The organism is Marinobacter mangrovi, from assembly GCF_016798325.1.
GTDB classification, from domain to species: Bacteria; Pseudomonadota; Gammaproteobacteria; order Pseudomonadales; family Oleiphilaceae; genus Marinobacter_A; species Marinobacter_A mangrovi.
In genome coordinates this window covers 646,968-670,947 of the sequence record NZ_JAERVO010000003.1, presented here as the reverse complement: position 1 = coordinate 670,947, position 23,980 = coordinate 646,968, and the positions used below count along the sequence as shown (strand labels likewise).

Here is a 23,980-nt window from a genome sequence, read left to right as displayed (position 1 = left end):
CGATTACTTGGCCGTCAGGCGTTCAAGCAGCAGCAACTGGGACGCCAGACGGTCTTCACCCTCGCCCGGGCTGTTCTGGAGGTACGCCCCGTCCGCCTGCAACTCCCAGCTCTGGCAGTTGTCGGCGAGGTAGGTCTCCAGATCCGAGCGGACCCGTTCGGCCAGTTCCTTGTCGTCCACCGGGAACGCCACTTCCACCCGGTTCATCAGGTTACGGACCATGGCGTCGGCGCTGGAACAGTAGACTTCCTGCTTGCCGCCATGACCGAAGTAGTAGACCCGGGTGTGTTCCAGGAAGCGGCCGATGATCGACCGCACGTGGATGTTGTCCGACAGGCCCGGCACACCCGGTCGCAGGCAGCAGATGCCACGGATGATCAGTTCCACCCGCACACCGGCCCGGGAGGCCCGATACAGGGCGCGAATCACTTCCGGCTCGGTCAACGCGTTGATCTTCATGATGATGTGGCCGTGACTGCCCATCAGGGCTTCGCGGTCGATCAGTTCGATCAGGCGCTTGTGCAGGGTGAACGGCGCGTGGAACAGCTTCTTGATCTTCAGCGCCTTGCCCATGCCGGTGAGCTGCTGGAACAGCTTGTTGACGTCATCGCCCAGGGCGTCGTCCGCCGACAGCAGGCTGTAGTCGGTGTACAGACGGGCATTGCCGGCGTGGTAGTTGCCGGTGCCCAGGTGCACGTAGCGCTTGAGCTTGCCCTCCTCTCGTCGAACGATCAGGATCATCTTGGCGTGGGTCTTGTACCCGACCACACCGTAGACCACGATCACCCCGGCCTCCTGCAGGCGACTGGCCAGCTCCAGGTTTTCCGCCTCGTCGAAACGGGCCCGCAGCTCGATGACGGCGGTGACTTCCTTGCCGCGCCGGGCGGCGTCCATCAGGGCCTCGACGATTTCCGAATCGGCGCCCGTACGGTACAGGGTCTGGCGGATGGCCAGCACCTGCGGATCCTTGGCCGCCTGGCGCAGGAAATCCACCACCGGCGTAAAGCTCTCATAGGGATGCAGCAGCAGGATGGGTTGCTGACGAATGGCGTCGAAAATGATTTCCTTGTTGCGGATCTGGCGGGGCACCGCCGGTGAGAAACCGCTGTAGGTCAGGTCCGGGCGATCCACCAAACTGCCCACAGCCATCAGGCGAGTCAGGTTCACCGGGCCATGGACCCGATAGAGTTCGCGCTCGGTCAGGCCGAATTCCTTGAGCAGGAAACCGGTCAGCTCTTCCGGGCAGTTGTCGGCCACTTCCAGCCGCACCCCGTCGCCGAAGCGGCGGCTCAGCAGTTCGCCGCGCAGGGCGGAAGCCAGGTCTTCCAGGTCGTCTTCCAGCTCCAGGTCGGCATTCCGGGTCAGGCGGAACTGATAGCAACCCTTCACTTCCATCCCCGGGAACAGCTCGTCCGCGTGGGCGTGAATCATCGACGACAGGAACACCAGGTTGTCGCCGCCGTTGCAGATGTCGTCCGGCAGACGCACCAGGCGCGGCAGGGAACGCGGTGCCGGCACGATGGCCATGCCGGTTTCCCGGCCAAACGCGTCCTTGCCATCCAGTTCGACGATGAAGTTCAGGCTCTTGTTGACCAGCCGCGGGAACGGGTGCGAGGGATCCAGCCCGATGGGATTGACCACCGGCAGGATCTCATCCTCGAAGTAACGCGCCACCCACTCGGCCTGCGCCGGCGTCCAGTCGCGACGACGCACGAAGTGGATGTTCTCTTGCTCCATCGCGGGGATCAGCACGTTGTTGAGGATGTCGTACTGTTCGTGGATGTAGTCGTGGGCGACCCGGGAAATCTCGTTGAGCAGCTGTTCCGGCAGCAGGCCATCGGGACCGACACTTTCACGACCGTACTTCATCTGCTGGCGCAGACCTGCCACCCGGATCTCGAAGAACTCGTCCATGTTGCTGCTGAAAATGCAGCAGAAGATTAGCCGGTTGATCAGCGGATGGGTCTCGTCCATTGCCTGCTGCAGCACGCGGTAGTTGAACTGCAGGTGGCTCAGTTCCCGGTTGAAGTAGTTCTCGCTGGCGTTCAGGTCCGGCAGCTGTTCGACCGGCAGGGCGGCTTCCGCAGTGGCTTCCGTTTCGGTGGTCATGGTGTTCGGTATCCCGTTGGATCGGATGTGTCGGCTCAACCGCTCCCTTTGAGCAGCTGCGCGGCGCGTTTGGCGAAATAGGTCAGGATGGCGTCAGCCCCGGCCCGGCGCAGGCACAACAAGCTTTCCATCATCACGGTATCGGCGTCCAGCCAGCCGTTCTCGGCGGCGGCCATGTGCATCGCGTATTCCCCACTGACCTGATAGACAAAAGTGGGCACTTTCAGTTCGTGCTTCACCCGGTAGACGATGTCCATGTAGGGCATGCCCGGCTTGACCATCACCATGTCGGCGCCTTCGGCCAGGTCGACGGCGGTCTCGTGCAGGGCCTCGTCGCTGTTGCCCGGATCCATCTGATAGGTCGCCTTGTTGCCCTTGCCCAGGTTGGCGGCGGAACCCACCGCGTCCCGGAACGGCCCGTAGTAGCCGGAGGCGTACTTGGCGGAATAGGCCAGCACGCGGGTATTGATGTGGCCGGCCTCTTCCAGGGCCTCGCGAATGGCGGCCACGCGGCCGTCCATCATATCGGACGGGGCCACGATGTCGGCGCCGGCATCCGCGTGGGACAGGGCCTGGCGCACCAGGGCTTCCACCGTGACGTCGTTGAGCACGTAGCCGTCGTCATCCAGGATGCCGTCCTGCCCGTGGGAGGTGAACGGATCCAGCGCCACGTCGGTGATCACGCCCAGTTCCGGGCAGGCCTTCTTGAGGGCCCGGGTGGCGCGCTGCGCGATGCCGTGGCGATCCCAGGCACCGGACCCGTCGAGATTCTTCAGTTCCGGCGGCGTCACCGGGAACAGGGCAATGGCGGGTACACCCAGTTCAACCAGCTCCTTCGCCTCTTCCACCAGCAGGTCGATGCTCAACCGCTCAATGCCCGGCATGGAGGGAATCGCTTCGCGCTGGTTCTCGCCGTCCAGCACGAACACCGGGTAGATCAGGTTGTCGACGCTCAGTCGGTGCTCGCGGACCATGCGGCGGGTGAAATCGTCTTTCCGGTTACGGCGCAGGCGGGTGGCGGGATAAAGACGTTGGTTCGATGAAAACACAGCGAGACCTCCTGAATACATGCGACAGCAGTGGGGAACTTCTCCGGACCTGATCCTGGCCGGCCGCGGCGTCGTATCCCACACTATTTCAACGCATTATAGCGAGGGTACCGGCCAAATGTGACAGTCCGGGGACAATCTGTCGCAACCGGCCACAGGAACGTTCAGGTTTGCGGATAGAATTGTGAACGTCTGACCTTATCCTGACAGCAACTGCCGGTCTGTAGGTGGTGTCCACGCATCCGCGCCCATGACAAGGAACCCCAAGCCATGCCCTCATCCCGCAAGACCCTGCTGCTGATCGCCATCGCCGCGCTGATCGCGCTCTTCTTTGCGTTCGATATCGGTCGATTTCTCAGTCTGGACTACATCACCCACCAGCGCGACCTGTTGCAGGCGCAGGTCGAAAGCCATCCGTGGCTCAGCGGCCTGATTTTCTTCCTTATCTACATCGCGGTCACCGGTTTGTCGCTGCCCGGCGCCGCCGTGCTGACACTGCTCGGCGGCGCCCTGTTCGGACTGGCGCTGGGCTTGGTCATTGTGTCCTTCGCCAGCTCCATCGGCGCCACCCTGGCGTTCCTGGCCTCCCGCGTACTGTTCCGCGACTCGGTGCAGCACCGCTTCGGCGATTCCCTGCGGGCAGTGAACCGGGGCGTGGAGCGGGATGGCAGCTTCTATCTGTTCGGCCTGCGACTGGTGCCGGTCTTCCCCTTCTTCGTCATCAACCTGGTGATGGGGCTCACCCCGATGCCGGTGCGGCGTTTCTACTGGGTCAGCCAGTTGGGCATGCTGCCGGGCACGTTCGTGTACGTGAACGCCGGCACCCAGTTGGGGCAGGTGGACAGCCTGGGCGGCATCGTGTCACCGGGCCTGATCGGCTCCTTTGTCCTGCTGGCCATCTTCCCGCTGATCGCCCGCAGCGTCATGAACGGCATCAAGCGCCGGCGGGCCCTCAAGCCCTACAGCAAGCCGGCCCGGTTTGACCGCAACCTGGTGGTCATCGGCGCCGGTTCTGCGGGGTTGGTGACCGCTTACATCGCCGCGGCGACCCGCGCCAGCGTCAGCCTGATCGAAAAGCACCGCATGGGCGGGGATTGCCTCAACACCGGCTGCGTGCCCAGCAAGACACTAATCCGTAGCGCCCGGACCGCCCATGAGGCGAGGCAGGCCGGACGCTTCGGGATCGAGACCGGAACCGTCAACGTCGATTTCGCGGCGGTGATGGAGCGCATCCAGTCGGTCATCCGGACCATCGAGCCCCACGACTCCGTCGAACGCTACACCGATCTGGGCGTGGACTGCATTCAAGGCGAAGCCCGTATTGTCGATCCCTGGCGGGTCGAGGTGGACGGCCGCACGCTGACCACCCGCAACATCGTCATCGCCACCGGTGCAAGGCCGTTTGTCCCACCCATCGAGGGCATCGAGACGGTGAACTACTACACCTCGGACACCGTCTGGCAGCTGCGCGAGGCGCCGAAAAAACTGCTGGTGCTCGGCGGCGGGCCGATCGGCTGCGAACTGGCCCAGGCTTTCGTGCGCCTGGGGGTGCCCGTGACCCAGGTGGATATGGCGCCGCGCATCCTGCCGAGGGAGGATGACGATGCCGCGCAGATCGTTGCCGACAGCCTGCAGCGGGACGGCGTGGAGCTGCACACCAACACCCGGGCGATCCGCTTCCAGCGGGACGGGGACACCTCAACGCTGGTTTGCGAGCGGGAGGGCAACACCCTGCACCTCGACTTTGACGCCGTGTTGCTGGCCGTCGGCCGCCAGGCCAACACCGACCACCTGGGCCTGGACGCATTGGGCATCGACCGCAACCCCAATGGCACCGTTACCGTGGACGAGACGCTGCAAACCCGCCTGCCGGGCGTCTACGCCTGTGGCGATGTGGCGGGCCCCTACCAGTTCACCCACGCGGCGGCGCACCAGGCCTGGTACGCCTCGGTGAACAGCCTGTTTGGCCGCTTCAAGACCTTCAAGGTGGATTACCGGGTGCTGCCCTGGACCACCTTTACCGATCCGGAAGTGGCGCGGGTGGGCCTGAACGAACAGGAGGCTCAGGAACAGGGTATTGCCGTGGAGGTCACTCGCTACGGCCTGGATGACCTGGATCGGGCCATCACCGAAGGCGAGGCGGAAGGTTTCGTGAAGGTGCTGACGCCGCCGGGCAAGGACCGGATTCTGGGGGCTACCATTGTCGGCCCACAGGCGGGCGAGCTGATTACCGAGTTCGTCACCGCGATGAAGCAGGGCATTGGCCTCAACAAGATCCTGGGGACGATCCACGTCTACCCCACCCTGTCCGAGGCCAACAAGTTTGCCGCCGGTAACTGGAAAAAAGCCCACGCTCCGGAAAGCGCCCTGCAGTGGCTGGACCGCTTTCATCGCTGGCGGCGAGGTTAGTTCCGGCCGTTGTGAGCGTTAACGAATGGAATCCAGGGCCTGTACCCGGACCTGCTCCTGGTCACTGAAATACTGATCCCGCAGGCGCTGGACCGCCTCCTGCTGCTCCGGCGCCGCCAGGCCGGCGTCGTCCAGGCGGGCCTTATCAGCCCGGTAGTCGGTCCAACGCCGGTCCCAATCCGCCTGCTCCGCCTCGACCCGGGCCAGGCGCTCCGCCACCTCCGCGCCGAATGTGGATTCGCGCAACTGACTGATCTCAGCCTGGGACGTGTCTGGATCGGCCTGCAGAGCCTGCAACTGCGCTTCGTAATCCACAAACTTTCGGCTTTCGGCCCGTGCTTCGCGCACGGATTCCGGCAGTTCCGCTTCGGCCGCCTGCAGGCGGGCCCGGCGCTGGGCGTCGGTCAGGTCGTCCCGAGCCTGAATCTCACGGCGGGCCGTCTGGTAACGGTCGATCGCTTCTTCCCGGGCAAAGAAGGCGTCGGCGGCCACCTCACCCAGGTACTGGCGACGCAGGTCGCGCATGGTCGCCAGAGCGTTCTCGGCACCCGCAATCCCGGCTCCGCTCCCCACTTGTGTTTCCAGTTGTCCCACCGCCAGCTTGTAGTCCAGGTAATCCCCCAACAATTGGCGGGCCTCGCCGCGGGCCGGCTCGGGCAACGTTTCCAGACGCTGACGGATGCGCGCCACCAACTGCGGCAGGGATTCCTCGCCCAGAGCGGCCAGGTAGTAATCGAACAGGCCGCGCAAGGCGGGTGTGGGCAACAGATGACCCGCCTCATCCACGCGGTCCCAGCCGCCCGGCGGTCGTGTACCCTCCAGGGAGCCCGGCAAGGCCTCCGGCACAGACGCCGCCGGGGCGCTTTCGACCAGCGTCGAGGGAATCGTCGCCTTATCCCCAGCCTTCGGCGGCAAGGCGCGCGACGCCGCCGGTTCCGGAGCCCGGGTCTGATCGGCCGGGCGCAGAATCACGGCAGCGGCGCCGACAACCGCTATAATGCCAACAAAAACGGGAAGATAACGACGATGGAAAGTCATAGTGCCATTTGGGTTGTCAGGCGTTCACCAGAGAAATGTCAGCATAACAACCGGCAGGGCACCACGGCGTCGGACAGCGCACAGTTTGGCGGATCCAGACACGAAAAGCCCCGCAGGACGACTGCCCTGCGGGGTAATGGAATCGGTCAGACCGTCCGGTTGTTGAAACCGGGTTCGGCTCGCCGTGGCGCGTCCGAGCGCAACGTGGTATCCAGTTCGGTGATCTGGCCACCCCTGCCAAGGAATTCATCGATATCGGCCTGCAGTTTTGCCCGAATGCGGGCGCGACCGGCCACCGTGTGTGTATCCTCGGCATCAGAGTCCCAGGTACTGCTACTGCTTGAGCTTTCCAGATTGCTTTCGTCGAATTCACTCATGGCTTTACCTCCACCAGCGAAAACAAACCTGGGGTCCAGCATTTCAGCTCAGAAATCGGACCCGTCTCGGCCGCGGAAAACAGCGCCCCGTTTGACGACTGCCGTGCCTTGCCGACTATATAATCCCGATTCATTGCAAACACCATTCAGTACCAAGCACTTTTTTGTAACGTTTTGTAAAAAGCGAATCGGAAACCAGGAAGACCACGCTGCACCGGCGCAATCAAACGTTCTTTCGGTAACCCGGAGCACGATTGACACAACAAATGAATAATGATTCACTTCTTCTAGGGAGACGCCATGGCCTACCGTGAAACCGAAAAAATGCGTCAAAGGAAAGCCGAGGTTCGTGAGCGCATTCTCCGCTGCGCTTTCCGGTGCGTATCCGAAGGCGGTTTCCGCAATGCCCAGATCAATCAGGTGGCGGACAGAGCCGGCGTCGCGACCGGGACGGTCTATCGCCATTTTGAGTCCAAGGCGGAACTGTTCGCGGAAGTCTTCCGACTGGCCACCGAGCGCGAGGTCAACAAGGTCGCGGAGGCCCTGGCGGAGCCTGGTCATGCGGCGGACCGGCTGGAACGAGCCCTGCGCCAGTTTGCCGAGCGGGCCCTGCATGGCCCGGTCATGGCCTGGTCGCTGATTGCCGAGCCGGTGGACCCGCGGGTTGAAGGCGAGCGTCTCGAGTATCGCCGTGCCTACGCCGAGCATTTTGAACGCACCATCGGCGAGGGCGTTGAAGACGGTTCGCTGCCGTCCCAGGACGCGCGCTTGAGCGCCACCTGCCTGGTCGGCGCGATTGCCGAAAGTCTGGTTGGTCCCCTGTCGCCCACGCAACAGGCACCGACCTTGCCGGAACAGCCCGCCGCTCTGAGCGACGGACAGATCCAGACCCTGATCGAGCCGATCCTCACCTTCTGCCTGCAGGGGGTGACCGGCCAACGGAGATAGCCCCATGAACGCACCCGATACGTCCGCCAGAAACCACGCCGACGCACAGAACGGCTACGACCGATTCCTGGCGAGCACACACGAGGTCCGCAACCAGCCGCCGGCCCTGGAGAACTACAACCTGTTCGATCAGGATCGGGCGTTGCAGGAGAGCGTGTCCCGCGAGGGGGCGGATTGGGCCCGCGACGATCTGGCCGCCTACGGCGCCGTCACCGGCCGCTCCGACATCATCGAGCTGGGATTCCTGGCCAACGAGAACAAGCCGGTCTTCCACACCCACGACCGGTTCGGCCATCGCCAGGATCTGGTGACGTTCCACCCGGCCTATCACCAGTTGATGGATATGGCGCTGACGAACGGCCTGCACAGCAGCCCCTGGACCGATCCTGGCGCCGGCGCCCACGTGGCGAGGGCGGCCCGTTACTACATGCATTCCCAGGTGGAAGCCGCCCACTGCTGCCCGGTGACCATGACCTTCGCCGCCATGCCGTCGATCAACAAGCAGCCGGAGCTGGCAAAAATCTGGGCGCCGAAGATCACCGCCCGCAGCTACGATCCACGCAACGTCCCGGCAGAGCAGAAGACCGCCGTCACCATCGGCATGGCCATGACCGAGAAACAGGGCGGCTCGGACGTGCGCGCCAACAGCACCCGCGCTTTCCCCCTGGGCAGCGGCGGCCCCGGTGAAGCCTACGAACTGGTGGGTCACAAATGGTTCGTGTCGGCCCCCATGTGCGATGCCTTCCTGGTGTTGGCGCAGGCGCCGGGCGGGCTGTCCTGCTTCCTGATGCCGCGCTGGCGCCCGGACGGCAGCAAGAACCCCTGGCAGATCCAGCGCCTGAAGAACAAGATGGGCAACGTCGCCAACGCCTCCAGCGAGGCGGAATTGCGCGGTGCCCTGGCCTGGATGGTGGGCGAGGAAGGCCGTGGCGTACCGACCATCATCGAGATGGTGGCCATGACCCGGTTCGACTGCATGATCGGCAGCTCCGCCGGTATGCGCCAGGCCGCCGCCCAGGCCCTGCACCACTGCCGCCACCGCGAGGCCTTTGGCGCGCGACTCGATCAACAGCCGCTGATGCAGAACGTGCTGGCCGATCTGGCGCTGGAGAGCGAAGCCGCCCTGGCCATGACGATGCGGGTCGCCCGCGCCCTGGACAACCAGGACGACGATCAGGAGCGCCTGTTCACCCGTCTGGCCACGCCCGTGGGCAAGTACTGGATCTGCAAACGAACGCCCAACCACGCCTACGAGGCCATGGAGTGCATCGGCGGCAGCGGGGTGATGGAAGACTGCATCATGCCGCGCCTGCTGCGGGAATCGCCGGTCAACGCGATCTGGGAAGGCAGCGGCAACGTCCAGTGCCTGGACACCCTGCGCGCCCTGCAGAAATCCCCGGACAGCCTGGATGCCTTCTTCGCCGAGGTGGCTCAGGCCCGGGGATCGGACAACCGCTTCGATCGCTTCCTGGCCCGGTTGCAGTCGGATTTCGGCCGCACCGACGACATCCAGTTCCGCGCCCGTAACCTGGTGGACCGGCTCGCCCTGGCGCTGCAGGGCTCGCTGCTGCTGCGCCACAGCACCCCGGCCGTGGCCGATGCCTTCTGCGCCGGCCGGCTGGAAAGCCATGGCGGCCTGAATATCGGCAACCTGCCGTCCGGCGTGGATGCCGCCGCTATTATCGAGCGGGCCACGCCTGTTGTAGACTGAGGGTTCGGTATCCCATCCGGGTGATTCACTCGACAACCGTGAATCGCCCGGCCTGCCCGTTCCTGATGCTGTAGCGGAGTTACTATGTCCGAAGCCCTGCGCCGGTTGCTCGCCGAAACCACGGAGCACCCGGTCATCACGCCCCACCTGGGCGTCCTGACCCTGCACTTCCAGCTCTATGGCTGTGACGACATCAAAGCCAAACGCCGGACCTTCACCCCCATGCGGGCCATCTGGGGCAAGGAGCCGGACCTGGCGGTCGTCGAGACCGGCGATCTCGACGCCCTGGACCGGGCCACCTGGTCCATCGCCGCGCTCGGCACGTCCACCCAACTGATCCAGCAACGCCTCGACCAGGTGGAGAAAGCCATCGAGCAGCGCATCGACGCGCCGGTGCTCGATGTGCAACGCGAGATGCTCTGACGGCCCCTTTCGCCGAGTCCGTTTGCTTGCGTTGCGCCGGGCTATCCCCCAGTCTGGTGTCGTATCTGTCGACGTCTTATACTACGCGACCCGTGGGTGTCCGGCGCTTGCCGCGACACATCCTTATCCAGGGACGCGAAAGCAGCCGTCCGGCGGACCCGGCGCTGCAACAATGAAACGGGCAACCCCCGAATCGCGATGTCTCCGCCGGCAGGAATCCGGCCGGAACCGCATCAACCACTGCAAGATGTGTGGCGCGTATGACCGGTAAGAAGAAAACGGCTCAGGCTTCACTGGAAGCCATGTACAGGGTGTTCACGGTGCCCGAGGCGCCTGACTCCACCCTGAGCCGGATTGACCAGGACATTTCCCGCAACCTGGCGGGCTTCCTGCAGGAACACATCGTCGCCATCGAGCGAGACCTGGGTGACGTGGTGAAGGACTTCAGCGAGTCCGCCATGCCCGAAAAGCCGGTTTTCGTGTCCGAACAGACCCAGTTCCTGCTCGACAAACTGGTCGCTCATTCGGTGCACACCGCCTCGCCCAGTTTCATCGGCCACATGACCTCGGCCCTGCCGTATTTCATGCTGCCGCTGTCGAAAATCATGATCGCCCTCAACCAGAACCTGGTAAAGACCGAGACCTCCAAGGCCTTCACGCCGATGGAGCGCCAGGTCCTGGGCATGATCCACCGACTGGTCTACAACGAGGACAGCGCCTACTACCGCAAGTGGATGCACGATCCGCGCTTTGCCCTGGGCGCCATGTGCTCCGGTGGCACCATCGCCAACCTGACTGCACTCTGGGTCGCCCGCAACAACGCCTTCCCGGCCGAAGGCAGTTTCCGTGGCATCCACGAGGAAGGCCTGTTCCGCGCATTGCGGTACTACGGCCATGAAGGCGCAGCCGTGCTGGTGTCCAAACGCGGTCACTATTCCCTGAGCAAGGCCGCCGACGTGCTCGGCCTGGGCCGCAGTTCGCTCATTGCTGTGCCGACGGACGACGACAACCGCATCCAGACCGACGCCCTGCGCGAGAAGTGCCTGGAACTCCAGGCCCAGAAGGTCAAGATCCTGGCCATCTGCGGTATTGCCGGCACCACCGAAACCGGCAACGTGGACCCGCTCGAGGAAATGGCCGACATCGCCACCGAATTCGGCGCCCATTTCCACGTAGACGCCGCCTGGGGCGGCCCGACGCTGTTCTCCCGCACCTACGGCCCGCTACTGAAAGGCATTGAAAAGGCCGATTCGGTGACCTTCGACGCCCACAAACAGCTCTACGTGCCCATGGGCGCAGGCCTGGTGGTCTTCCGCGATCCCGCCCTGGTCGGTGCCATCGAGCACCATGCCCAATACATCATCCGTAAGGGCTCCCGGGATCTGGGCAGCACCACGCTGGAAGGCTCCCGTCCGGGCATGGCGATGCTGATCCAGTCCGGCCTCAAGATCCTCGCGCGGGAGGGCTATGAACTGCTGATCGACCAGGGCATCGAGAAGGCCAAACGGTTTGCCGAAATGATCGAGGAGCGGCCGGATTTCGAGCTGGTGACCCAGCCGGAGCTGAACATCCTCACCTACCGGTACTGCCCGGCGGAGACCCAGGAGGCCCTGACCCAAGCGGACACCCTGCAATCCGAACGCATCAACGCCTCGCTCAACCGCATCACCAAGTTCCTGCAGAAGACCCAGCGCGAACACGGCAAGGCGTTCGTATCCCGGACCCGCCTGGAGCCGGCCCGTTATCACCGCTATCCCTGCGTGGTGTTCCGGGTGGTACTGGCCAACCCGCTGACCACCCAGGAGATCCTCCGCGACATCCTCGACGAGCAGGTCGAACTGGCCGGTCATGCGGATGTGCAGGATGAAATGGACGTCCTGCACAACCTGACCCGGGCGGTCCTCGACACGCCCCAGGCCAATCGGGCGTAAACCGCCCCTCACCGGCCCGCCAAACCACCCTGTCGCTGCGGCTATGGCCCTCGCCGGCCGCAGCGTTATACTCGTGGGATAAGAAAAAGCCGTATTGGCTTGATAACAACAGCCAAGGAGATCCCATGCGCAAGACAGCAGACCAGTGGTTTGACGAGTACGGCGAGAGCCACCGCAACCCCACCAACAAGGCCATTCACTGGATCGCCGTGCCGGTGATCTTTACCACCATCATCGGCCTGCTCTGGTCGATCCCGACGCCAGCCGCCTTTGACCGCGTGCCTTACCTGAACTGGGGCACCCTGGCCCTGGTCGTCACGACGCTCTGGTACGTTCGCCTGTCGCCCGCCCTGGGCGTCGGCATGGCGCTGTTCAGCGTGCTGATGGCGCTGGTGATCGCCGGCTTCGAGCACACCGGGCTGATGCCGGTGTGGGCCGCCTCAATCATCCTGTTTGTGGTCAGCTGGGTCTTCCAGTTCATCGGCCATCACATCGAAGGCAAGAAACCTTCGTTTTTCAAGGACATCCAGTTCCTGCTGATCGGGCCGGCCTGGTTGATGGGGTTTATCTACCGGAGTCTGGGCATCCGGTATTGAGAGGGTGTTGCAAAAGCGATGCTGGCCACGATCACCACGTAGGTTGGGCTGACGCAGGAAGCCCAACGAACCGGGGTGCCGGCGAATGTCATCCTATGATCGCCAAGCCGCTTTTTTAAAATCGACGCTCCAGGCATGCTGCCATAATGGGAACCTCCGGTGCCCGCCCATATTGGGCTTCCTGCGTCAGCCCAACCTACGCCCTGGCGGCCGTGGACGGCCCTCTCGTGTGACGGAAGCGAGGGCATCCGTCCGCTTCTGGCCCCACGCCACCCGTCTCCAGAACACTGCCCAAACAAAAACGGCGCCGAATGGGCGCCGTTATGCTTCAAAAAGATCCTATCTTCAATAGAGAGCTGCCTCGTCATCCAGCACATCCCGCAGGATATCCAGGAACATCCGGTCCGCTTCGCTCCAGTTCTCCGGAATACGCACCGTGGTGTTGGCGCTGATCTCTTCGGCGATCTTCCGGTTGGCGTCCGGATCGTCCTTGTAGCGACGGGCGATCTCCACACACTTGACCGCCACGGTCGGATCACTCAAGACCTTCTTGATGAAGACCCGCAACTCATCGATCATGCGCGCCTGACGGCTTTCGGATGCAGTGCTCATAAACAACTCCAGATCCTGTCTATCGTTCTAAACTAACCAACCGCCGCCAGTGCGGCAAGCGCTATCGACTCGGTGAACCGGCGGACTCAGCCCGCCATCATACCGCGGATGGTGAAGAACAGAATCGCCGCCATCAGCGCCGAAGCGGGCACCGTAATGATCCAGGCTGCGGCGATACGAACCAGTTGAGAGCGCTTGACCAGCTCTTCCTGGTAAATCTTTTTCAACCGCTTGCGCTCCTTCTTGGACAGCGGTACTTCGGATTTGCTCTTCTTGGCCGTCTTGAGCATCACCGCCATCTCTTCCACCGTCGCCTCACGGAAGCGCGCCAGGAAGTCTTCCAGCCGGTCGCGATCCTCAGGCTCATGATTCTCTACCATCTTGTGCAGCTGACTGGCGTAGCTGCGCTTGAGGTATTCCCGCAGGAAACCGACACCGAACACACCGCCCAGAGCAATGTGCGTAGAACTGACCGGCAGACCCAACTGGGAGGCAATGATCACCGTGATGGCTGCAGACAGGGCAATACAGAAGGCCCGGGTCTTGTCCAGCTCGGTGATCTCGCTGCCAACCGTCTTGATCAACCGCGGCCCGAACAACGTCAGACCCAGTGCCAGCCCGATGGCGCCGACCATCATCACCCACAGCGGAATGCTGGCTGCCGTGGCTACCGCCCCGTGAGTCAGCGCTTCGTTGATCGCCGCCAGCGGCCCAATGGCGTTGGCCACGTCGTTAGCGCCATGGGCGAAACTCAACAATGCGGCGGCGAAGATCAACGGCCAGGTGAACAGACCGTTCACCCCTTCCTCACCATTGGTCATGGTGGCGGCACGACGGCGAATCAGGACTCGCATGCCAAAGAAAACCACCACCGCAAAACCCAGCCCCACCAGAGCCGCACCCATGAAATCGACTTTGATGATGTGCTTGACGCCCTTGAGCATCAGGTAGGTGCCGAAGGCCCAGGCCATGACCGAGACCACCCAGGGAACGATCTTGCGGGCCGCGGCCACCATGTTCGGCTGGTACAACACCGTCTGCTTGATCACATACAGGAAGAACGCCGCTATCAGACCGCCCAGAACCGGGGAAATCACCCAGCTGGCGACAATGGCGCCCATCACGCCCCAGTTGGCCACGCCCCAGCCACCGGCGGCGATCCCGGCCCCCAGAACCCCACCGACAATGGAGTGGGTGGTGGACACCGGTGCGCCCATCCAGGTCGCCAGGTTCAGCCACAGGGCACCGGCCAGCAGGGCGGCCGTCATCAGCCATACGAACGTCTGCACGTCGGTGAAACTGGCGGGATTGATGATGCCCTTCTTGATGGTGGAGACCACATCACCCCCGGCAATCAGGGACCCGCTGGCTTCGAAGATGGCAGCCAACAGGATCGCGCCGCCCAGCGACAACGCCCCCGAACCGACAGCCGGGCCAACGTTGTTGGCGACATCGTTGGCACCGATATTCAGCGCCATATAACCGCCAATCACCGCGGCGGCCATCAACAAGGTGTTACCCGGCATTCCATCGCCGATCTGGCCCACGAAGAGCCATACAATCATCAGGAAGAACAAGCTGATGCCGAGACGGAAGCGCTCGGTCTGCTTACTGGTCAGGGCGCTGTCCATGAAAGACACATTCTGGGGCATGCGGAATCACCATTAAGACAATGTCAGGTGGCGCCACTATAGGCAGTTCGTCACGGAATTGAAATATCCCGATGTTACCCGGGCGACAATCAATCACCCCGGCTCCCGGAAGTCCGTCAGGCCTCACCGGCCGGACCGGGCAATACCAAAATCAGCCACTGCAACGCTGTTCACTTTTCGACCGACGCATTACCGATACAGTAATCGCTCGGATCATCGATGGCCGACGCTCTCGACCGGCAGGTCAGATTTTACAATTCATGACGGGATAGATCGTGAAATAGCTGTTTATTGGCAACTTTTTTGACGCACAATAATTGAATTAGGTGTCACTTTTTTATCGTGTCGCCGAAATGCGCATCGCCGGTGCCAAGAGTCTACGCCGCAGGCCGCAGCAACGAACGCCGACTTCCAGAGCCACAACAATAAAACAGAGACGCCATGAATCGACGCAAGCGCTTGAACTTCAATGGTCAGGAAGAAGTCCGGGTTTCCCGGGTCCTGACCGGCCTGTCGCTGGCCGCATTGGTGTGTCTGTCGGGCATCAGCTTGAAGTCCTGGGAATCCGGCCATCACCGCCATGCCATCGTGTTGGCGTTGTTTTTCGGACTGGTGGTCATCAACCTGGTCAGTTACTGGGTGACCCGCAACCGGGCCCAAAACAAGACCGGCATGCTGTTCATCGTCGGAGGCCTGTTCGTTTACCTGGTCGCGTCCGGCGGCGAAAGCAATACCGGACCACTGTGGCTGTATGTGTTCCCGCCACTGGTGTTCTACCTGACCAGCCTGCGAATCGGCACGATCCTCCTGGCGGCCTGCCTGGTCTTCACGCTGCTGGTGTTCCAGTTCCCCCAGTTGCCGTTCGTGTTGACGCAGTACGAGACGGATTTCCAGCTGCGTTTCTTTACCACCATGCTGTTCGAATCCGTCTTCTGCTTCGTGCTGGAAACCAGCCGCCTCAACGCCCGCAACGAACTGATGCGCCTGGCCGCCAGCCACGAGCAGGCGGCCCGGACCGACGCCCTGACCGGCCTGCCCAACCGACGGGACATGCAGATGCAGCTGGCCAACGAATTTTCACGCTACCAGCGGTCGGGACATCATTTTTCCGTGGTGCTGATTGATCTCGACCATTTCAAACGCATCAACGACACCTACGGCCATGAGGCCGGCGACTACGTCCTGCAGGCCTTCGCCGATCTGATGCAGAATCTCTGCCGGCAAAGCGACCGTCCGTCACGCTGGGGCGGAGAGGAATTCCTGATCCTGCTGCCGGACACTGCCCTGTTGCAGGCATTGACCCTGAGCGAGCGTCTGCGCCATGAAGTGGAGCAATACGGGTTTGTCTATAAATCCAAGCGCCTGCCGGTCACTATCAGCGCCGGCGTCTGCTCGATCAGCCAGAGCGATTCCATCGACCACCTGCTGCGCCAGGCCGACAAGAACCTCTACGACGCCAAGGAATCCGGCCGCAACCGTATCTCCCCCCGGGTGCGTACGCCGTCGACCCGCTCGCCGACCTCGTCTTGAGCCCACCCGGGGCAGCCGCTACCATGGCGCCCCCAACACAGCAACGCGAGGCACCTCATCCATGGCCCAGATTCGCATCCTGGTCGGCAGTGTTTTCGGCGGCGCCCTGATGACGGCCCGCGCCATCCGCACGAATCTCAACGCCGCCGGACACCAGGTCACCGTACTGGAACAGCCCACCCTGGATGACCTGACCAGCAGCGATGACGCCCTGCTGGTGTGCACCTCCACCACCGGTCAGGGGGAGCTCCCCGCCTCGCTTCTGCCGTTCTACGCGCATCTGCGCGACACCCTTCCCATGCAGCCGGGCCGGCCGTTCGGCGTGATCGTGCTGGGCGACAGCTCCTACGGCGATACCTTCTGCGGCGCCGGCGAGCTGATGGAGGAGGCCCTCTACGAAATTGCCTGCCGCAAGGTGGGGGACACCCTGCGTATCGACGCCCTGGAAACGGTCGAGCCGGACGTCGAAGCCCTGCCCTGGGCACAGGAATGGGCTCGTCAGGTCGATGCGATCTGAGACCGGCTTCCCATTCCGGGCCGGCGGACAGACCCGGTCACTGAACACCACGTCATTTCACTTGAGACGATCTGTAAACCTGACCATACTGGTCAAGGTGGAAAGCAGTGGCACCAGACACCCTGCTGACAAAGCGTCAGGACGGACGCGTTAATCTGAGGCCTATACGGGGCCCGGGGAACGCCTTACGGCGATCAACCCCAGCACAACAACCACAACAAAGATCCATACCCGTGCTTCGAACCGTTCTGCTTTACGCCCTGTTGGGCGTTGCGATTATCGTTGTGCCCGATGCACGCGCCGACTTTGCCCACGATGGCCATGTCGAGCCTGCCATCGACTACCTCCTGTTTGCGGACGACCAGCCGAGCATCCGGGATCCGGCGCAAATCAACGCCCTTACCCCGTGGCAATCGCTGCCGGCCGGGGAGACGCCCAATTTTGGCTATATCCAGGACATCGCCTGGTTCCGGTTCCCGGTGCCCACGACGGGCGACACCCGTCACCAGATCCTGGAGATCGGCTACCCGCAGCTCGATTCGGTTCACATCTACCTGATGCGCGACGGCAAGCCGGTCGGCGAACTGGAAACCGGTGACTGGCTACCCATGTCGAGCCGCCAGTTGCAGCACCCGCACTTCCTGTATCACTACACCGTCGAGCCCGGGCACGACTACCAGTTCCTGGTCCGGGTCCAGACCAGCGGTGCGCTGCAGGTGCCCATTTCCATCTGGAAGCGGGACGCCTTCTTCAACTACATTTCGGAAGTCGACCAGGCCCACGCCATCTACTACGGCATCCTGATTACCGTCATCTTCTTCAACCTGTTCGTTTTCCTGGCCATGCGCGAGGCCACTTACCTCTACTACGCGCTGTCCACCTTCGGTTACCTGTTCCTGTTGTCGTCCCTGCGCGGCGCCACCTACCCCGTACTGTGGCCCGACAATCCCTGGCTGCAGAACCAGTCGATGATGATGTCGGTGCCCATCGCCGTATTGTTCTCACTGCTGTTTGCGCGCTCGTTCCTGGAGCTGCACAGCCGCAGCCCGAAGCTGGACCGGGTGGTACGCGCCGGGATCATCATCAACCTGCTGGCGATCCTGGGCAGCTTCCTGCTGACGTACAACACGTCCATGCGCCTGTCGGTGGCCCTGGCCATCCCCAGCTGCCTGCTGCTGACGTTCATCGGCCCGTGGGAGTGGTTCCGCGGCAACCGCCAGGCCAAGCTCTACACCATCGCCTGGGGCATGCTCACGCTGGGCAGCGCCATGACCGCCGCCAACAAGTACGGCTGGGTGCCCACCAACTTCATCACGGAATTCGGCATGGAGATCGGCTCGGCGCTGGAAGCCCTGCTGCTGACCATTGCCCTGGCCGCCCGGCTCTACCAGGAGCGGGAAGACAAGGTGGACGCCCGCGAATCACAGCTGCGGGCCCTCGCGGCCCGGCGCAAGGCGGAACTGCGCATGATGGAGCAGGCCCTGCACAACCCGTTGACCGGCCTGCCCAACCGCAGCTCGTTTGAACTGCAGCTGCAGGACCTGCTGACCCGGGAAAGCGGCCAGCGCCACGCGGTGGGCATCGTGCAGCTGAACAATCTCGACACCATCACCCGCACCCTCGGCCATCAGAATGCGGACCGGGTGCTGGAACTGGCGGCGCGGCGTTTCAACGGCATTTTCCGCGACCTGCCTGGCGTCCACCCAATCGAGCGGGACGAAAACCGCTGCTTCCACGCTGCATCACTGGAATCCACCGCCTTCGGCTTTATCGTCGACGCCGACGAGGCCCGACGCCAGCCGCGCCGGATCATCGAGTGCCTGGAGGCCATCCGCGCGCCCATCGACTACCTGGGGATGCAGCTGCCGCTGGAACCGCGCACTGGTGTGGCCGTCTATCCCGAACACGGCACGGACACCAACACGCTCATCCGCAAGGCCTACGTCGCCCAGGAAAGCGATGACGCCCGGGACCGGGGCCTGGCCTATTACCATCCCAACCAGGACTCCTACAGCGCGGACCGCCTGACGTTGGCGTCCAGCCTGCGGGACGCCCTTCGCAAGGATGAGCTGGCGCTGTTTTTCCAGCCCAAGCAATCCCTGACAGACCAAAGCATCGTCGGGGTGGAAGCGCTGATCCGCTGGCCCGGTCGCAAGATTCCGACGCCGGCGGACCAGATTATTGCCGTGGCGGAGCAGACCGGCCTGATCAAACCGCTCACCCGCTGGGTGCTGGAAAAGGCCATGGTGGCCCGGAACGAACTCGTGGCGGCCGGCCATCCGCACCTGAGCGTGTCGGTCAACATTTCGCCCAACAACCTGCGGGAGCAAGAATTTCCACTGTTCGTCCAGCGCCTGATGACCAGTTATCCGCAGCACGCCGGCAAGATCATCCTGGAGGTCACCGAAACCTCGATGATGCTGGATCCGGCCAACTCCCTGCGCGCCCTGCGCTCGCTCGACTACACCGGCATCCCGCTGTCGATCGACGATTTCGGATCGGGCTACTCGTCCCTGTCCTACATCAAGCGCCTGCCCGCCAGCGAGATCAAGATTGACCGCTCACTGATCACCGACCTGACGTTCCAGGCGGAAGACCGGGTGATCGTGCAGACCACCATCAACATGTGTCATGACCTGGGCTACAAGGTGGTGGCGGAAGGCGTGGAGGATCTGGAAACCGCCGAACTGCTGGCCGGCATGGACTGCGACATGATCCAGGGCTTTCACCTGACACCGCCCCAGCCGATGGAGGAGATACTGCTGTGGCTGGCCGGCCAGAACGGCCGGGAGCAGCGGCGGGCCTGACAGGTGCCAGACCCGAGGTATGGGGCGAGCGCTACTTCTTGTCCCGACGTTGACGGATCAGCGCTTCCTGCGCCGTGGAGGCCACGAGCACGCCGTCCCGGTTGAAGATATTGCCCCGGTTGAAGCCGCGGCCGCCGGAGGCGCTGGGGCTGTCGGTGTCGTACAGCAGCCAGTCGTCGATGCGGAAATCCCGGTGGAACCAGAGGGCGTGGTCCAGGCTGGCCACCTGCATCCCGCGATTCATGAAATTCACGCCGTGGGGGTTGAGAGACGTGCCCAACAAACCAAAATCCGAAGAGTAGGCCAGCAGGCAGCGATGCAGCACCGGATCGTCCGGCAGATCGCCCTGGGCGCGGAACCAGGCCTGCTTGTGGGGCGGCCGCGGCTCCGGTTTGAGCGGGTTGACCGGTGCCACCGGGCGGATTTCGATGGGGCGTTCCCGGGTCAGCTTGTCCCGCAGGTGTTCGGGAATATACTGCTTCATCATCAGGGACAGGGTGTGCTCTGATTTGAGCGTATCGAAGCCGGGTGCGTAGGGCATGGTATCCTGGTGATCAAAGCCGGATTCCTCCACCTGGAAGGACATGGACCCGGTGAGGATCTCCTTGCCGGCCTGGCGGGCGATCACCCGGCGTACCGAGAAGGTACCGCCATCGCGCACCCGCTGGACTTCGTAATCTATCGGCAACTCCGGATGACCCGGACGCAGGAAATAGGCATGCAGCGAATGCGCCGCCCGATCCTCAATCGTACGGCTGGCCGCCATCAGGGCCTGCCCCAGCACCTGGCCGCCAAACACGGCGGGGAACCCCAGATCTTCGCTCTCGCCCTGGAAGTGATCATCACCGATGGGGGCCAGATCCAGCAATTCGACCAGTTTGCGTGTGACGTCCAGCATGCCTGCTCCTGTTGATTCATTCTCTCGAAGGGCGCTTTTTCTACCTCAGCGGACCGACCAAAGCAATGGCCGGCGCGGACAGTCAGCCGCATCCAGCCGGTGCCCTGCGCCCAGTTTAAAGCAGTTTGGGTTCGGGATCGCGCTTTTGGGTTTCTGCCTTTCCGGATTCGCCGATCCCCTCGACTGGCATTACCGTGATGATACCCCCGGACACGTCATCGATCCGATTCCGCCGGATTCTGACAACGCCGGCACGCTAGACAAGCCGCCGCCTCTGCTGGCCTCGCCACAGCAACAGGACGACGACCGGGGCTGGTCGCTGATCAACCCCCAGGTGACGACCGGGCGGCCGGATGCGTTTGTCGATCGGCGGGAAGCCGTGCGGATCAACCAGCAGTCGCAGGATCAGTCACGACTGAACGGCGCTCACGACTCGGCGCTGCTGGACAGCCTCCCCGAATCGTTGCGGGGACTGGATTATCGGCTGGAGATGGGGCTGCGCTACCGTTTTTAAGCGCGGAGGGCCTGCAAGGCGCCCGAGGGCGCCGCAGGGCGGGGTTGCCGCTCAGCCGTGAATCGGCGGAACCTGTTTGGACAACGCCTGCTTTTCCAGCGCGTAATCGCCAGTCACGGCGAAGCCCAGTACGTTGCCGTCGGCATCCTTGAACAGGGCTCGCACGTTGTTGCCGTCCTGCTCGATTTCCCACTCCCCCTGGGCTTCCGGCGCGGGTGGGCAGACCGCCGTGGGGCAACAGGGGGTTTTCACCATCACCGGCATCACGCCGTAGGCCACATCCGTGGGCGTACCGGTCAGGGTCTTGGCCAGAGCGCGGGAGCAGGCCATCAGCGGCAGCACGTACAGCAGGACGTGGCCATCCACCTCGGCGCAATCGCCCAGCGCGTAGATGTTGTCGGCACTGGTCTGCAGCTGGCGGTTGACCTGAATCCCCCGACCCACGGCCAGCCCGGCGGCTTCGGCCAGTTCCACCCGAGGACGCAGGCCGACCGCGGAAATCACCCGGTCAGCGTCCACGGTCTCACCATTGGCCAGGGTCAGGCGAACGCCGTCGCCCTGATGGGCGATGTGCTCGACCACCGTTTCCAGATGGAAGCGCACGCCCTCTTCCGTCAACGCCCTGACCACGGCATTACCGGCCACCGGCGGCACCAGGCCCGGCATGGCGGTATCGGATGGCGCAATCACGTCCACGTCGTAGCCGCCATTGCGCAGGTCGTTGGCGAACTCACAACCAATCAGGCCGGCACCCATGATGGCGACCCGGGACTGACCTTCCAGCGTGTTGCGGAAGGCCCGATAATCCATCAGGTCATTAATGGAATAGACGAATTCCTGACCGTCGCCGTCCAGCGGAATGCGGATGACGTCCGCACCCCAGGCCAGCACCAGCTTGCTGTAAGGCAGTCGCTCGTCGCCGATAAGGACGCATTGGTTGACCGCGTCGATGCCGGTCACCGTGGTGTGGGTGCGCAGCTCGATATTGAGCTGTTCGGTCATGCCGGCGGCATCGGACTGGGCCAGTTCGTCGGCGGTCTTACCCTTGGTAAACCCCGTGGAGAGCATCGGCTTGGAATAGCTGTGACCATCGTCGGCGGTGATCATCAGGACGGGCACTTCCTTGTCCTGCTTGCGGATTTCCCGCGCCAGCGAATAACCGGACAGGCCGGTACCGATAATGACGATGGGGGCATTCTGACTCATGCCACAGCTCTCCTTTTGTAAGTGTTGACGGCTCGCGCCGGTCGGCGGGATCGGGCTGGCCGATCTCAGCCGATTTCAATCATCTCGAAGTCTTCTTTGCCCACGCCGCAGTCGGGGCAGACCCAGTCCTCGGGAACATCTTCCCAGGCGGTTCCCGGCTCAATGCCGTCTTCCGGCCAGCCCTCGGCTTCATCGTAAATCCAGCCACAGACAACGCACTGCCACTTTTTCATCGTCTTTCCTCCAGTTCCCGGACGGTCGGGACTTCTATTTGGTCTACAATCCCACATGCCCTGCATGCCGGATCAGCGGTCAATCATTGGGCCCGACATGATACCCGTTGTCCACGCGATGACCAATGCCAAGGGGGACAAGGGATTCTCCACAGCGGCCAGCACCGGACACGAGACAGGCCTCCCCCGACGCGGCTCGCTCCGGTATAATGGCGTGCTTTTGGGGAGACGCCGGCGGCGCCTCCCCCCGATACAGGATTTGCACGGTATGACTGATTCCCACGACGAGCTGCAACAGGTCTTTGACGAGGCCGACTGCCTCTGCACCGAGCCGGAGGTCCAGGCCGCGATCGACCGGATGGCCGCCGCCATCACCGACACCCTCAAAGACCGCGATCCGCTGCTGTTCTGCGTCATGAACGGCGGGCTGATCCTGACCGGCCAGTTGCTGACCCGTCTGTGCTTCCCGCTGCAGGCCGAGTACTTGCACGCCACCCGCTACCGTCAGGAGACCACCGGCGGCATCCTGGAATGGAAGCTGCGCCCGGACGTGGACATGCACGGGCGCACGGTGTTGATCGTCGACGACATCCTGGATGAAGGCACCACGCTCAACGCCATTGCCGACTACTGCAAGGCCCAGGGCGCCGCCGACGTGCTGACCGCAGTGCTGGTGGACAAACAGCACGACCGCAAAGCCAAACCGGGCCTGAAGGCCGATTTCACCGGCCTGGACGTCGAAGACCGTTTCCTGTTCGGCTACGGCATGGACTACAAGGGTTACTGGCGCAACGCTCCCGGCATCTATGCCGTCAAGGGGCTTTGATATCTCGACCCGGCCGTCTTACGACATGATACTGCCCCGCGTCCCGGCCGCCCGCTGGTACCCTGGCGTGGCGGCCGCCCAGCTGGTCCGGCCCCAGCCGGTGGCTGACGCGCTGTACTGGCTGGAGCTGGAGGGATCGCTGACTCGCGCCCTGCAGCTGCGCTGCCGTGAGCGCTTTCACGTTGACGTCCTGCGCGAGGGCTTCGCGCGGCCGACCCTGGAAGAAGCCCAAACCCTCCACATTCCGCTTCGCCAGCTGGCCTGGATTCGCGAAGTCCAGCTGTGCGGCGACGGTCAGCCCTGGGTCATGGCCCGCACAGTCATTCCGCTGGCAACCCTCCGGGGCCGCGGTCGATGCCTGCGCCACCTGGGCGGCCGCCCACTGGGCGCATTCCTGTTCAGCCAGCGGCGCTGGCATCGGGGCCCGTTCCAGATCGGCCTGACCCAGAACCAGGGACCCGGCCAGCCGACGGTGGGACGCCGCTCCCGCTTCCACCGCGACCACGACGCCCTGCTGGTCGGCGAATATTTCCTGCCCCGCTTGCTTCAGGACGTTTCCAGCCAGAACACAGGTTGAGCGACGCGCTTCAAACC

21 protein-coding genes are annotated in these 23,980 nt (G+C 63.3%); 12 read left to right on the top strand and 9 right to left on the bottom strand.

What is annotated here, in order from left to right:
* Nucleotides 1-3 precede the first annotated feature (3 nt).
* Nucleotides 4-2,109 carry a polyphosphate kinase 1 gene (gene ppk1 / locus JL474_RS12730; RefSeq protein WP_203142336.1) on the bottom strand — a complete coding sequence of 702 codons (2,106 nt, stop codon included), beginning with the start codon at nucleotides 2,107-2,109 and terminating at the stop codon, nucleotides 4-6.
* Nucleotides 2,110-2,144: 35 nt separating this feature from the next.
* Nucleotides 2,145-3,158, bottom strand: a complete 1,014-nt coding sequence (hemB, locus tag JL474_RS12725) for a porphobilinogen synthase (protein ID WP_223807951.1) — start codon at nucleotides 3,156-3,158, stop codon at nucleotides 2,145-2,147.
* A gap of 270 nt (nucleotides 3,159-3,428) precedes the next feature.
* On the opposite strand from hemB, the gene lpdA reads away from it, so the two are divergent.
* The gene (gene lpdA, locus JL474_RS12720; RefSeq protein ID WP_203142335.1) at nucleotides 3,429-5,567 is read left to right on the top strand and encodes a dihydrolipoyl dehydrogenase; all 2,139 of its coding nucleotides are present in this window, start codon (nucleotides 3,429-3,431) and stop codon (nucleotides 5,565-5,567) included.
* An 18-nt stretch (nucleotides 5,568-5,585) separates the two neighbouring features.
* Here the strand turns inward: lpdA and JL474_RS12715 are convergent, their stop codons facing one another.
* Both JL474_RS12715 and JL474_RS12710 read right to left on the bottom strand, forming a co-directional pair.
* Nucleotides 5,586-6,539: a lipase secretion chaperone gene (locus JL474_RS12715; RefSeq protein ID WP_203142334.1), complete on the bottom strand. Its 954-nt coding sequence runs from the start codon at nucleotides 6,537-6,539 to the stop codon at nucleotides 5,586-5,588.
* 212 nt (nucleotides 6,540-6,751) lie between these two features.
* A complete protein-coding gene (locus JL474_RS12710; RefSeq protein ID WP_123635167.1) occupies nucleotides 6,752-6,982 on the bottom strand; it encodes a hypothetical protein in 231 nt (76 codons plus the stop codon).
* 300 nt (nucleotides 6,983-7,282) lie between these two features.
* Here JL474_RS12710 and JL474_RS12705 point away from each other — a divergent pair, with 300 nt between their 5' ends.
* From JL474_RS12705 to JL474_RS12685, 5 genes are all read left to right on the top strand, one after another.
* Nucleotides 7,283-7,930, top strand: coding sequence for a TetR/AcrR family transcriptional regulator (locus tag JL474_RS12705; RefSeq protein ID WP_123635166.1), 648 nt, complete (start codon nucleotides 7,283-7,285; stop codon nucleotides 7,928-7,930).
* Nucleotides 7,931-7,934: 4 nt separating this feature from the next.
* Complete coding sequence (locus JL474_RS12700; RefSeq protein ID WP_203142333.1) at nucleotides 7,935-9,641, top strand: isovaleryl-CoA dehydrogenase; 1,707 nt, start codon at nucleotides 7,935-7,937, stop codon at nucleotides 9,639-9,641.
* An 84-nt stretch (nucleotides 9,642-9,725) separates the two neighbouring features.
* A complete protein-coding gene (locus JL474_RS12695) occupies nucleotides 9,726-10,064 on the top strand; it encodes a DUF503 domain-containing protein (protein ID WP_123635164.1) in 339 nt (112 codons plus the stop codon).
* Between the two features lie 260 nt (nucleotides 10,065-10,324).
* Entirely contained in the window at nucleotides 10,325-11,995 is a 1,671-nt protein-coding gene (gene panP / locus JL474_RS12690; RefSeq protein WP_203142332.1) for a pyridoxal-dependent aspartate 1-decarboxylase PanP, read from the top strand.
* A gap of 125 nt (nucleotides 11,996-12,120) precedes the next feature.
* Nucleotides 12,121-12,591, top strand: coding sequence for an Mpo1 family 2-hydroxy fatty acid dioxygenase (locus JL474_RS12685; RefSeq protein ID WP_203142331.1), 471 nt, complete (start codon nucleotides 12,121-12,123; stop codon nucleotides 12,589-12,591).
* Between the two features lie 345 nt (nucleotides 12,592-12,936).
* Here the strand turns inward: JL474_RS12685 and JL474_RS12680 are convergent, their stop codons facing one another.
* Nucleotides 12,937-13,203, bottom strand: a complete 267-nt coding sequence (locus JL474_RS12680) for a hypothetical protein (protein WP_123635161.1) — start codon at nucleotides 13,201-13,203, stop codon at nucleotides 12,937-12,939.
* A gap of 86 nt (nucleotides 13,204-13,289) precedes the next feature.
* Nucleotides 13,290-14,855, bottom strand: a complete 1,566-nt coding sequence (locus JL474_RS12675; protein ID WP_203142330.1) for an inorganic phosphate transporter — start codon at nucleotides 14,853-14,855, stop codon at nucleotides 13,290-13,292.
* 441 nt (nucleotides 14,856-15,296) lie between these two features.
* Between JL474_RS12675 and JL474_RS12670 the strand changes: the two genes are divergently transcribed.
* The 3 genes from JL474_RS12670 to JL474_RS12660 all read left to right on the top strand — a co-directional run bounded on the left by JL474_RS12670 (nucleotide 15,297) and on the right by JL474_RS12660 (nucleotide 19,709).
* Nucleotides 15,297-16,385: a GGDEF domain-containing protein gene (locus JL474_RS12670; RefSeq protein WP_123635159.1), complete on the top strand. Its 1,089-nt coding sequence runs from the start codon at nucleotides 15,297-15,299 to the stop codon at nucleotides 16,383-16,385.
* 61 nt (nucleotides 16,386-16,446) lie between these two features.
* Nucleotides 16,447-16,902: a flavodoxin gene (locus JL474_RS12665; protein WP_203142329.1), complete on the top strand. Its 456-nt coding sequence runs from the start codon at nucleotides 16,447-16,449 to the stop codon at nucleotides 16,900-16,902.
* A gap of 233 nt (nucleotides 16,903-17,135) precedes the next feature.
* Nucleotides 17,136-19,709, top strand: a complete 2,574-nt coding sequence (locus tag JL474_RS12660) for an EAL domain-containing protein (RefSeq protein WP_203142328.1) — start codon at nucleotides 17,136-17,138, stop codon at nucleotides 19,707-19,709.
* A 31-nt stretch (nucleotides 19,710-19,740) separates the two neighbouring features.
* Here JL474_RS12660 and tesB read toward each other — a convergent pair whose 3' ends face one another.
* The gene (gene tesB / locus JL474_RS12655; RefSeq protein WP_123635156.1) at nucleotides 19,741-20,607 is read right to left on the bottom strand and encodes an acyl-CoA thioesterase II; all 867 of its coding nucleotides are present in this window, start codon (nucleotides 20,605-20,607) and stop codon (nucleotides 19,741-19,743) included.
* Between the two features lie 145 nt (nucleotides 20,608-20,752).
* On the opposite strand from tesB, the gene JL474_RS12650 reads away from it, so the two are divergent.
* Nucleotides 20,753-21,121, top strand: a complete 369-nt coding sequence (locus JL474_RS12650) for a hypothetical protein (RefSeq protein ID WP_203142327.1) — start codon at nucleotides 20,753-20,755, stop codon at nucleotides 21,119-21,121.
* 51 nt (nucleotides 21,122-21,172) lie between these two features.
* Here the strand turns inward: JL474_RS12650 and JL474_RS12645 are convergent, their stop codons facing one another.
* Together JL474_RS12645 and rd are read right to left on the bottom strand one after the other, a co-directional pair.
* Nucleotides 21,173-22,327, bottom strand: coding sequence for an FAD-dependent oxidoreductase (locus JL474_RS12645; RefSeq protein ID WP_203142326.1), 1,155 nt, complete (start codon nucleotides 22,325-22,327; stop codon nucleotides 21,173-21,175).
* Nucleotides 22,328-22,392: 65 nt separating this feature from the next.
* A complete protein-coding gene (rd, locus tag JL474_RS12640; protein WP_123635153.1) occupies nucleotides 22,393-22,560 on the bottom strand; it encodes a rubredoxin in 168 nt (55 codons plus the stop codon).
* 268 nt (nucleotides 22,561-22,828) lie between these two features.
* Between rd and JL474_RS12635 the strand changes: the two genes are divergently transcribed.
* Nucleotides 22,829-23,386 (top strand): hypoxanthine-guanine phosphoribosyltransferase, encoded by a 558-nt coding sequence (locus tag JL474_RS12635; protein ID WP_203142325.1) that lies wholly within the window; start codon nucleotides 22,829-22,831, stop codon nucleotides 23,384-23,386.
* 25 nt (nucleotides 23,387-23,411) lie between these two features.
* A complete protein-coding gene (locus tag JL474_RS12630) occupies nucleotides 23,412-23,963 on the top strand; it encodes a chorismate--pyruvate lyase family protein (protein WP_203142324.1) in 552 nt (183 codons plus the stop codon).
* Nucleotides 23,964-23,980 lie beyond the last annotated feature (17 nt).

Bases quoted from the DNA above. Each gene is read 5' to 3' on its own strand.
- ppk1 (WP_203142336.1), bottom strand. From the start codon at position 2,109: ATGACCACCGAAACGGAAGCCACTGCGGAAGCCGCCCTGCCGGTCGAA.
- lpdA (WP_203142335.1), top strand. From the start codon at position 3,429: ATGCCCTCATCCCGCAAGACCCTGCTGCTGATCGCCATCGCCGCGCTG.
- JL474_RS12710 (WP_123635167.1), bottom strand. From the start codon at position 6,982: ATGAGTGAATTCGACGAAAGCAATCTGGAAAGCTCAAGCAGTAGCAGT.
- JL474_RS12705 (WP_123635166.1), top strand. From the start codon at position 7,283: ATGGCCTACCGTGAAACCGAAAAAATGCGTCAAAGGAAAGCCGAGGTT.
- JL474_RS12700 (WP_203142333.1), top strand. From the start codon at position 7,935: ATGAACGCACCCGATACGTCCGCCAGAAACCACGCCGACGCACAGAAC.
- JL474_RS12695 (WP_123635164.1), top strand. From the start codon at position 9,726: ATGTCCGAAGCCCTGCGCCGGTTGCTCGCCGAAACCACGGAGCACCCG.
- panP (WP_203142332.1), top strand. From the start codon at position 10,325: ATGACCGGTAAGAAGAAAACGGCTCAGGCTTCACTGGAAGCCATGTAC.
- JL474_RS12685 (WP_203142331.1), top strand. From the start codon at position 12,121: ATGCGCAAGACAGCAGACCAGTGGTTTGACGAGTACGGCGAGAGCCAC.
- JL474_RS12680 (WP_123635161.1), bottom strand. From the start codon at position 13,203: ATGAGCACTGCATCCGAAAGCCGTCAGGCGCGCATGATCGATGAGTTG.
- JL474_RS12675 (WP_203142330.1), bottom strand. From the start codon at position 14,855: ATGCCCCAGAATGTGTCTTTCATGGACAGCGCCCTGACCAGTAAGCAG.
- JL474_RS12670 (WP_123635159.1), top strand. From the start codon at position 15,297: ATGAATCGACGCAAGCGCTTGAACTTCAATGGTCAGGAAGAAGTCCGG.
- JL474_RS12665 (WP_203142329.1), top strand. From the start codon at position 16,447: ATGGCCCAGATTCGCATCCTGGTCGGCAGTGTTTTCGGCGGCGCCCTG.
- tesB (WP_123635156.1), bottom strand. From the start codon at position 20,607: ATGCTGGACGTCACACGCAAACTGGTCGAATTGCTGGATCTGGCCCCC.
- JL474_RS12645 (WP_203142326.1), bottom strand. From the start codon at position 22,327: ATGAGTCAGAATGCCCCCATCGTCATTATCGGTACCGGCCTGTCCGGT.
- rd (WP_123635153.1), bottom strand. From the start codon at position 22,560: ATGAAAAAGTGGCAGTGCGTTGTCTGTGGCTGGATTTACGATGAAGCC.
- JL474_RS12635 (WP_203142325.1), top strand. From the start codon at position 22,829: ATGACTGATTCCCACGACGAGCTGCAACAGGTCTTTGACGAGGCCGAC.
- JL474_RS12630 (WP_203142324.1), top strand. From the start codon at position 23,412: ATGATACTGCCCCGCGTCCCGGCCGCCCGCTGGTACCCTGGCGTGGCG.